This is a genomic window from Faecalibacterium hattorii (assembly GCF_003287455.1).
Lineage (GTDB): Bacteria > Bacillota > Clostridia > Oscillospirales > Ruminococcaceae > Faecalibacterium > Faecalibacterium hattorii.
The window spans coordinates 1-9,022 of sequence record NZ_PRLC01000028.1 but is presented as its reverse complement, the minus strand read 5'-3'; the positions used below and the strand labels follow the sequence as shown (position 1 = coordinate 9,022).

The window sequence follows — 9,022 nt, the reverse complement described above, 5'->3', positions numbered from 1 at the left end:
TCAACAACTAAAAACAAATTTTGGAAGATTGAACAACTACATAAGATTTTATTTGTGAAAAAGAAAAATACCGCCCATGCAGCGCAGCGATGGATTTTGTCGGGTGAATCGGCGGCAAAATGAATCGGGTGTGTTGCGGGGCGGTAAAAATCTTCATGGGGAACAAATCCTCGCCGTTCTGTACTTTTCTACAAGACCGCGTTTGCGTAGCAATGAAAGCCCCAGTGGGGCTTTTAAGCGGCAGAGCGGTCTTGCGCAAGCAAGATGGAGGGGCGTTGCCCCGACAAGCTCGGTGGGATTTGCGATAAAGAGTATCACGGATTGCGGCGAGCGTCAAGATGGTTTTGCAAATTTTATTGCAGTAAAGCAGTGATAGTAGGACTTATATTTAACACACGGCAAGAAACAATTTCCGTTTCGCACATTGTAATGTTCGCAGAAAAAACTTATAATGCTTTTGAACCTGTAGGACACACAAAACGCAGAAAAGAGAGGGAATCATGAGAAAACTGTTCCTTTTGGAAGATGATCTGAGCCTGATCAGTGGGCTGACTTTTGCATTCAAGAAACAGGGCTTTGCACTGGATACAGCCCGGACGCTGGCAGAAGCCGAGGTACTGTGGTCAGACAGAAAATATGACCTGCTGGTGCTGGATGTTTCCCTGCCGGATGGCTCTGGCTTCGATTTCTGCCAGAAGGTGCGGCGCACATCCAACGTGCCGATTCTGTTCCTGACCGCTTCGGATGAGGAAATGAATATCATCATGGGACTGGAACTGGGCGGGGATGATTACCTGACCAAGCCGTTCAAGCTGGGTGTCCTGTTGTCGCGGGTCAATGCACTGCTTCGCCGTGCAAATGCGTCCAGCGCAGGAGAACCCGTACTGGAATCGGGCAGCATCACCGTCCGGCTGTTGCAGGGGCAGGCATACAAAAACGGAGTATTGCTGGAACTGACCGGCGCAGAGTACAAGCTGCTCTGCTTCTTTATGCAGCATCCGAATGCCGTGCTATCCAAGGAACAAATTCTGGATGCACTGTGGGACTGCGATGGGGATTACATTGACAGCAGTGCCTTAACAGTGTATATCCGGCGGCTGCGGATGAAGATTGAGGACGACCCCGGCAAACCGCAGATGCTGCTGACCGTCCGCGGCATGGGCTATAAATGGAATGGGTAAAGGTGCCGTATGAAAGTATTCGCAAACCGGGAGATCCGGATTTTGTTCCGGACAGTGCTGGCGGTCTGGGCGGTGGCATTGGCTCTCACGCAGGGCATCGTATGGCATACGACGCATGTATTTTCTTTCGGGTTACTATTGGTTTTTTTGCTTCTGGGCGGCTGCCTCTGGGGCGTGCTTTTTCGCTATTTCCAAAGGCAGAGCGCGCTTCTGGAACAGGCAGTCCAGCAAATCCAAAGCTGTCTGGATGGCAACCCGGATGCACGACTGGACTGCGACCGGGAGGGAGAATTTTGCCGTCTGTTTCACTCCGTTAATGCATTGGCGGCAGTTCTGAGCGCACACGCAGACAACGAGCAGCGGGAGAAGCGTTTTTTGAAAAATACCATTGCAGATATTTCGCACCAGCTCAAAACACCGCTGGCGGCGTTGAATATCTACAACGGTCTGCTTCAGGACGAAGCTGTTTCGCCGTCGGAGGTCAAAGAGTTTGCAGACCTGTCCGAACAGGAGTTGGACCGCATCGAAACGCTGGTGCAGAATCTGCTCAAAATCACCCGGCTGGATGCCGGTTCGGTCGTCTTGGAGAAGAAAAACGAAAATGTTGCTGAAATGGTGCAGGACATCGCGCGGCAGTATCACTATCGTGCCAAGCAGGAACAGAAAAAGCTTGTTCTGTCCGGCTCAGAGGCGGTTGCACTTTGGTGCGACCGTGACTGGATGCAGGAAGCTGTGGACAATCTTGTAAAGAATGCCCTTGACCACACAAAGAGCGGAGATACGATTCAGGTAGAGTGGAATGCACTGCCGTCCATGGTTCAGATCAAAGTGCGCGACAACGGCAGCGGCATCCACCCGGAAGATTTGTACCATATCTTCAAACGGTTTTATCGCAGCCGCTTTTCACAGGATACACAGGGCATCGGGCTGGGTCTGCCGCTGGCAAAAGCCGTTGTGGAAGCCCATCACGGCACCATTGAAGTAGACAGCGAGCTGGGAAAGGGCACGACCTTTACTCTGAATTTTCCGATTCCTACAAAATTGTAGGCTGAGTGTAGGCTTGCAGTAAGGTTGACGTGTTATCCTTTTCTGCACAGACAGAGATAATCCGTCTGAATCGAAGGAACCTGCAAAGTGAGGGATACACTATGGAACTATTAGAAGTCAACCATCTCTGCAAGACCTACGGCAGCGGAGAAACCGCTGTCCATGCGCTGAAAGATGTTAGCTTTTCAGTGCCGAAAGGCGAATATGTGGCGGTCGTTGGCGAATCCGGCTCCGGCAAAAGCACCCTGCTCAACCTGATTGGTGGACTGGATACGCCGACTTCCGGCAAGGTGCTGATTGATGGCAAGGATGTTTTTGCCATGAAAGACCGGGAGCTGACGATCTTCCGCCGCCGCAATATCGGTTTTATCTTTCAGGCATTCAACCTCATCCCGGAACTGACCGTAGAACAGAACATCCTGTTCCCGGTGCTGCTGGACTACCAAAAGCCGGACAGGGTATATCTGGAAGAACTGCTGACCGTGTTGAATCTGAAAGACCGTCGGAAGCATCTGCCAAGTCAGCTTTCCGGTGGGCAGCAGCAACGGGTAGCCATTGGCCGCGCCCTGATGACCCGCCCTTCCCTGATTTTGGCGGATGAGCCGACCGGCAATCTGGACACCCAGAACACCAGCGAGGTCATTGCCCTGCTAAAAGAAACATCCCGGAAATACGAGCAGACCATCCTGATGATCACCCACAACCGCAGCATTGCGCAGACGGCAGACCGGGTGTTGCAGGTATCGGACGGCTGCCTGACCGATTTTGGGAGGTGCCGGGAATGAGCAGCACAGAAATGAAAAGCTATCTGAGTCTGATCCCGATTTCTGCCAAGGTACGCAGACGGCAGAACCGCATGACGATTTTGTGCATCGTCCTTGCGGTGTTTCTGGTCACGGCGGTGTTCAGTATGGCAGATATGGCGATTCGGATGGAAACCTCAAACCAGCTGAACAAAAACGGAAACTGGCATATCATGGTAAAGGACATCTCCCCTGAAACAGCCGCAGAGCTTGCCGCACAGGAGGATGTTGCTGCATTTTCGGCGTATAGCGACATCAACGCTTCCCTTACGGAAAACTACTTTGCCGGAGATAAACGTGCCGCACTGGTAGGAGCAGATGACGCAATCCTTCAAATCTTTCCGGGAATGCAGTGTAGCACTGCCCCGGCGGATGGCGAAGTGCTCGTGACAGCAAACATCCGGGATCGGCTGGATGTTACGGTCGGTACAGCGATTCCGCTGACGCTCCCGGATGGACAAACCATTTCGCTTACTGTCGCAGGTTTCAATGAGGATACCTCCGATGCGAACCAGTATGATGCTGTGGTGCTGGTGATGAACCGCAGTACATTTTCTCAGATTGCCGCACAGGTAGAAGAATCCTTTGAAACACAGTATTTCATCCAGTTCAAGCCACGTACCAATTTGCGGCAGTCCATTGTGAACATCGAAAACAAGTACGGAATTTCAGAAGAAAAGATCTCCGAAAATACTTACCTGATGGCGTTGAACGCAAGCAGCAACAACGATTATATTGTAGGCTTATATGCGGTAGCGGCTGTGTTGGCTGGCATGGTCGTCCTTGCCGGAATTTTTATGATCACAGGCAGCATCAACAGCAATGTAGCGCAGCGTACCAGCTATTATGGAATGCTGCGTTGTCTTGGGGCAGGAAAAAATCAGATTCGGATGCTTGTCCGGCTGGAAGCCCTTTTCTGGTGTAAAACTGCTGTTCCAGCAGGATGTGTGCTGGGAATCGTTTCCACATGGGGACTGTGTTCCTTTCTGCGTGAATTTATCGGCGAGGAGTTCAGCTCTTTACCAGTGCTTGGCATCAGCCCGGTCGGTATTATCTGTGGTTCCGCGCTGGGACTTATCACGGTTTGGTTCGCGGCATCTTCTCCGGCACGGCGGGCGGCAAAAGCTTCTCCGATCACAGCAGCAACTGGGAATGCGGTGGAAAATGCAGCGGATTCTCCGTGTCATGCTCGGTTGTTTGGAAGTCGTGCAGAGCTTTCTTTGGGCGTGAGCCATGCAATCTCGTCCAAAAAGAACTTGCTTCTGATGACAGGTTCCTTTGCGTTAAGCATTCTCCTGTTTTTGAGCTTTTCGGTTTTGCTTCGATGGGTTGGATTTGCGCTGAATCCGTTGCAGCCCTACACACCGGACTTATCGGTGGCTGAAACATCCGGGCAAAATGTCCTTGACCCGGTGCTGGTGGAGCAGCTGGATGCTCTGCCGGAAGTCAAACACGCATTCGGGCGGATGTATTGCCCGCTCCCGGCGGAATATCAGGGAAAACAGGGGTCCATCGACCTGATTTCATACGATACGATACAGTTTGGCTGGGCGAAAAAAGACCTGATTGGCGGAACCCTTCCGCAGAAGCCGGAGGATGGCACATACCCTGTGCTGACGGTATTCGACAAAAGCAACTCCCTGACCGTGGGTGATACCATTCAGCTGGAGGATGCAAAGCTCACAGTCGTGGGTGTATTGAACGACAGCCCGTTCAGTAGTACCGATTCCCCGATTGTTATCTGCACCGAAGAAACCTTCCATCAGCTGACCGGGCAAAACCGCTATGCGGTGATCGATATTCAACTAAAAGATACCACAGCAGACGCAGCCATTGCACAAATACACACCCTGCTGAGCGATACGTTAAACAAGCAGGTTGTTTTTTCCAACCGAATCGAAGGAAATCGGATGATACAAAGCACCTACTGGGCGTTCCATCTGGTGGTCTATGCGTTTCTCATCGTGATTGCAGGAATCACCATTCTGAACATCATCAACAGCATTTCCATGAGCGTGTCGGCACGAATGAAGCAGTATGGCATTCTGCGTGCCATCGGGATGGATGATGCACAGCTGAAACGCATGATCTCTGCCGAAGCTGGCACCTATGCGGTGTCCGGTCTTGTGGTGGGCATTGCGCTGGGTCTTGTGCTGAATCGGAAGCTGTATATCCTGCTCATCACCCATTATTTCGGTGCAGCGTGGCAGGTGCCGTGGGGCTGTCTTGCCGTGATTGTCGTAGTCGTGCTGGCGGCTGTGGTGCTGGCAGTATATAACCCGGTCAGGCGAATCCTCATGCAGCCCATTACTGCAACCATCAGTGAATTATAAACCAGAACAACAGATGCCCACCAGCTTATGGCGAAAACCATAGGTCGGTGGGCATCGTGTTCTTTATAAGGGCTTAATCTTCCATTCTGCCGTGGTCACAGCCGAGGGAAAGATAATGCTCCATCTCCCCTCTCAGCACCATCTGTGCATACTCCAAGGGCTTATTGTAGAGCAGCCAGTCCAACTCTGCCCGCTGTGCCGGGGTGTTGCCGTACTCATCCTCCACAGCGATGCAGTCGATGGCAAGGGTGGTGTATGACGTTCGCAAACGTAGCAATGGCCAAACCCCTTTAGCATATAATATGATTGAGTGCTTTTAAATTTAAGCGCTTGAACTTACGTCCTTTTGTGGTATAATAAAGCTAGAGGATAGCGGCATTGACCAGCTATCGGTGGCGATGAAACAGTGGACTGGTTCGGTATCAGCCGATTGTGGAGCCAGACCGTGGGTTGAGCGATAACCACAAGCCGAATAGATTCGATGAATCGAAAGAAAACGCTTAATAGGAGCCTTGCCTTTCGGCAGGGCTTCTATTTTTTTGAGGGAAGGTGAAAACGTGCAGGACGAACAGCAAGATATTTTGTATCGGGCAGCAGAAGTCTGGAAAGAACTGACTGAGTACCACTATGTTTTCACCTACGGCTATAAGGGTGAACTGCACGAGATCAAGCTGACATTTTCACCAGAGGATTTCCCTCACCTTGCTGGGTTCCACTACCTGAAAGACATCGCCCTTCCCCGGTATAGCCCGCGCAAAACAGTGGATATGATTCTGTCTGATAAGATCACCTACGACAAGGTAAAGAAGGGCACACTCTATCAGGAGTATGTGAAACCACGTCTGCTGGCACTGGTGCGGTTGAAAGAAATACTGGAACAGGAGTTCGATCTGTTCTCCTATATGCCCCAGTTCTATCCGTTCGTGACCAAAATCAAAGCGGATTACCTGATTTCCAGCCGGATTGAACCAACTGCCTTTGTGTTCATTATCCGGGAATCTCCCTCCGGCAATGCTGTATGTGACTTTCTGTGTTGTTCTGCTTTTGAAGAAAGCGGCCGTGACTACTGTGCAAACCAACGTTCTCGAACGCTCCTGAAGAAAGAGCGTGTACATATTGAAACGCAGGATACGGTGATTCTATATGACCGCTTGCCGAAAAATCTCGATTAACAAAACGATGCCCACTCACTCATGGAAAAACCATGGGCGGGTGGGTATCATTTTCTTTGCAAATAAAAGGGACATCTACAACACCGTGGTGCTGTCCAATGTCCCTTGCGACTGATTTTATCGCTGCCCGCCAGCCTCAAGCCCTTACGTCTTGCATCAGATCGGATTTTAGGTGTCAGCCACACCAGCGGAGTGACGTCCGCTCTCCTGTTTATAGTATATTCGATTGGTACTCAAATGGCAATGGCCTTTCGAAGTAATCAATCTTCCAGTCTGCTGTGGTCGCAGTCGAGAGAAAGATAACGCTCTATCTCTCCACCCAGCACAAGCTGGGTGTACTCCAAGGGCTTATTATACAGCAGCCAGTCCAGCTCTGCCCGCTGTGCCGGGGTGCTGCCGTACTCGTCCTCCACGGCGATGCAGCCGATGGCAAGAGTGGTGCCATCCTCGAACCGGGCTTCCACCCGGTTGGTGTCCATATTGAAGCGGCAGGAAAGCAGTTTGTTCATGGTGAACCTCATTTCTATATCAAACGGTGTCTGTTCGGATGTCCTAAACCCTGCCATAAAACCGGTGGTTGATTTGTCCATTGGGCTTTGTTTTGCCCGTCTGCACATTTTTGCACACTTTTTGCACACCTGAATAGCTGGATAACGGTTGCAAAGCATTACACTGTATGCAAATAATGCGGTGTGTACAAATGTGAATTTTACGATAATGTGATGAAATGAACGTTTCTTCGCGCTTTTGAAATTTGACGAATGATGCACCTTGGATTCTTTTAATCAGAGGGCCAGGGATTCGAGTTCCCTCGAGCGCACCAAAAGGACGATAAATCGTTGAGAGAAACGGTTTGTCGTCTTTTTTGTTTTATACGGGCTTTTTGAGCTTGTGCCTATGATTTTTTCAAAAAATTTTAGAGGTCAGAGGTACAAAAATGAAGAAGATTCAGAAGAATGCAGTCCGGTTTGATAATCTAAAGCAAGATTTTTTGGACGATAAGAAATATTCTGGCACGGCAGAGGCTACGCCCTTCGGTCTGCTGGTGCGCAAGGTGGCAAAAATGGACCACGAAGCCGCCATGTGTGGGCGTTTTCCAAGTTCATCAACGAGGAATCGCTGAAGATCGCATTTGTCCAGAAAGTCATCCACTACATTGAGCAGAACGGCTATGTGAAGAGCAAAGCGATCCTGATGAGACCCGCTCTTTGACCAAACGATCCTGTTCACCTGCTTTATAGTTACATATCAGCGCTCTGCGTGCAGACTTTCCAGCACCTCATTGACCACATCCAGCGGCACCTGACCGGGGGCGCTGGCAGCGCCGGGGTTTGCGAAGGTCATAGCGGAACCGAATGCCTCCCCGCACAGGCGGCTGACGGCGCCCAAAGTGCCCATGCTCATGGTGATGACCGGCGTTTCCGGGTGATGATCCGCCATCTCGGCGGTCGCGGCCAGCAGGGCGATGACGTCGGCCCGGCAAGTGGGCATGACGGCAAGCTTGGGCAGGTCGGCTCCGGCCTCCTGCATGGCGGTCATCCGGGAGACGAGCTCGGCGCAGGGCGGCGTTTTGTGGAAGTCGTGGCTGGAACAGACCACTTTGACCCCGGCGGTATGAGCATCTTCGATCAGGCCCGGAAGATCTGCGCCCGCGGTGAAAAATTCAATGTCGATCAGGTCGGCGCAGTCGGTGGCAAGGACGGTATGGATGAAACGAATGTACTCCTCCCGACTCAGCGCGGCACTTCCGCCCTCGCTCTTCGTGCGAAAGGTCACAAGCAGAAGCTTGTCCTTCAAGGCGACACGCAGCTTCGCCGCATCGTGCGCGACGGCCCGGAGGTCTTTTGCAAGCTCGAACAGATCGACGCGCCATTCCACACAATCGGCGGAAAGAGTGGAAAACTCAGCGGCCTTTTGCAGGATCGCAGCCTCAGTGTGTTCTACGATAGGGATGATGACGTTCGGCTTCCCTTCGCCGATGCAGCAGTTTCGGATGGTGATGCAGGACATGAGAACCCCTCCCTTTAATATACCTATAATAAAGGGAAAAAGTGCCGCTTGTCAAGCGCTTTGATATCTGTCAAAGGCGGGCTTTAAAACGCTCCAAAAACTAGCAAAAAGAGACAAAGCGAAAAAAGAGGGCAAAAAAGTTGAAAAAAGGGGTTGCCAAACGGGCGGGCATGTGATATTATACTTGAGTGCCAAGCGCTGAGGCAAAAGAATGACTTCCGAAGCCTCAGCAAGAAGCCAGAGAAAAGAACCAATAGACGTCAAGAAACACCAAAGAGATTTGAGAGTTTTCGAGGCGCTCCAAGTTCAGAAAGTTCGACAGCTTCGAAAAAAGAGCTTGACAAAAAATCACTTCTGTGATAGAATAATCAAGTCGTCAGCCGAAAGGTTGAGGCGCTTACAGGACCTTGAAAATTGAACAATATCGAAAAACTTGTAACGGAACCTATTTTCGTGTTGGAAAAACACGGTAAACA

At 51.0% G+C, this 9,022-nt stretch carries 9 protein-coding genes; 6 read left to right on the top strand and 3 right to left on the bottom strand.

What is annotated here, in order from left to right; translation table 11 throughout:
* The first annotated feature begins 500 nt into the window (after positions 1-500).
* The 4 genes from C4N23_RS13410 (at position 501) to C4N23_RS13395 (ending at position 5,364) form a co-directional block, all read left to right on the top strand.
* Complete coding sequence (locus tag C4N23_RS13410) at positions 501-1,181, top strand: response regulator transcription factor (protein WP_112146629.1); 681 nt, start codon at positions 501-503, stop codon at positions 1,179-1,181.
* A 9-nt stretch (positions 1,182-1,190) separates the two neighbouring features.
* Positions 1,191-2,228 (top strand): sensor histidine kinase, encoded by a 1,038-nt coding sequence (locus tag C4N23_RS13405; RefSeq protein WP_112146627.1) that lies wholly within the window; start codon positions 1,191-1,193, stop codon positions 2,226-2,228.
* A 101-nt stretch (positions 2,229-2,329) separates the two neighbouring features.
* The gene (locus C4N23_RS13400; protein WP_112146624.1) at positions 2,330-3,013 is read left to right on the top strand and encodes an ABC transporter ATP-binding protein; all 684 of its coding nucleotides are present in this window, start codon (positions 2,330-2,332) and stop codon (positions 3,011-3,013) included.
* Positions 3,010-5,364 (top strand): ABC transporter permease, encoded by a 2,355-nt coding sequence (locus C4N23_RS13395; RefSeq protein WP_112146622.1) that lies wholly within the window; start codon positions 3,010-3,012, stop codon positions 5,362-5,364. The genes C4N23_RS13400 and C4N23_RS13395 overlap by 4 nt, the downstream gene beginning before the upstream one ends.
* A 73-nt stretch (positions 5,365-5,437) precedes the next feature.
* Here C4N23_RS13395 and C4N23_RS13390 read toward each other — a convergent pair whose 3' ends face one another.
* Positions 5,438-5,632 (bottom strand): DUF6061 family protein, encoded by a 195-nt coding sequence (locus C4N23_RS13390; protein ID WP_342587767.1) that lies wholly within the window; start codon positions 5,630-5,632, stop codon positions 5,438-5,440.
* 289 nt (positions 5,633-5,921) lie between these two features.
* Here C4N23_RS13390 and C4N23_RS13385 point away from each other — a divergent pair, with 289 nt between their 5' ends.
* Positions 5,922-6,536, top strand: a complete 615-nt coding sequence (locus tag C4N23_RS13385) for a PBECR4 domain-containing protein (RefSeq protein ID WP_242983806.1) — start codon at positions 5,922-5,924, stop codon at positions 6,534-6,536.
* 260 nt (positions 6,537-6,796) lie between these two features.
* Here C4N23_RS13385 and C4N23_RS13380 read toward each other — a convergent pair whose 3' ends face one another.
* On the bottom strand, positions 6,797-7,045 hold the full coding sequence (locus C4N23_RS13380; RefSeq protein ID WP_112146616.1) for a DUF6061 family protein: 249 nt from the start codon (positions 7,043-7,045) through the stop codon (positions 6,797-6,799).
* A 428-nt stretch (positions 7,046-7,473) separates the two neighbouring features.
* Between C4N23_RS13380 and C4N23_RS14125 the strand changes: the two genes are divergently transcribed.
* Complete coding sequence (locus tag C4N23_RS14125) at positions 7,474-7,659, top strand: hypothetical protein (protein WP_181567139.1); 186 nt, start codon at positions 7,474-7,476, stop codon at positions 7,657-7,659.
* Positions 7,660-7,784: 125 nt separating this feature from the next.
* Here C4N23_RS14125 and aroD read toward each other — a convergent pair whose 3' ends face one another.
* The gene (gene aroD, locus C4N23_RS13375; RefSeq protein ID WP_112146613.1) at positions 7,785-8,546 is read right to left on the bottom strand and encodes a type I 3-dehydroquinate dehydratase; all 762 of its coding nucleotides are present in this window, start codon (positions 8,544-8,546) and stop codon (positions 7,785-7,787) included.
* Between the last annotated feature and the right edge of the window lie 476 nt (positions 8,547-9,022).

Coding starts and splice junctions, on each gene's coding strand:
- C4N23_RS13410 (WP_112146629.1), top strand. CDS start 501: ATGAGAAAACTGTTCCTTTTGGAAGATGATCTGAGCCTGATCAGTGGG.
- C4N23_RS13405 (WP_112146627.1), top strand. CDS start 1,191: ATGAAAGTATTCGCAAACCGGGAGATCCGGATTTTGTTCCGGACAGTG.
- C4N23_RS13400 (WP_112146624.1), top strand. CDS start 2,330: ATGGAACTATTAGAAGTCAACCATCTCTGCAAGACCTACGGCAGCGGA.
- C4N23_RS13395 (WP_112146622.1), top strand. CDS start 3,010: ATGAGCAGCACAGAAATGAAAAGCTATCTGAGTCTGATCCCGATTTCT.
- C4N23_RS13380 (WP_112146616.1), bottom strand. CDS start 7,045: ATGAACAAACTGCTTTCCTGCCGCTTCAATATGGACACCAACCGGGTG.
- C4N23_RS14125 (WP_181567139.1), top strand. CDS start 7,474: ATGAAGAAGATTCAGAAGAATGCAGTCCGGTTTGATAATCTAAAGCAA.
- aroD (WP_112146613.1), bottom strand. CDS start 8,546: ATGTCCTGCATCACCATCCGAAACTGCTGCATCGGCGAAGGGAAGCCG.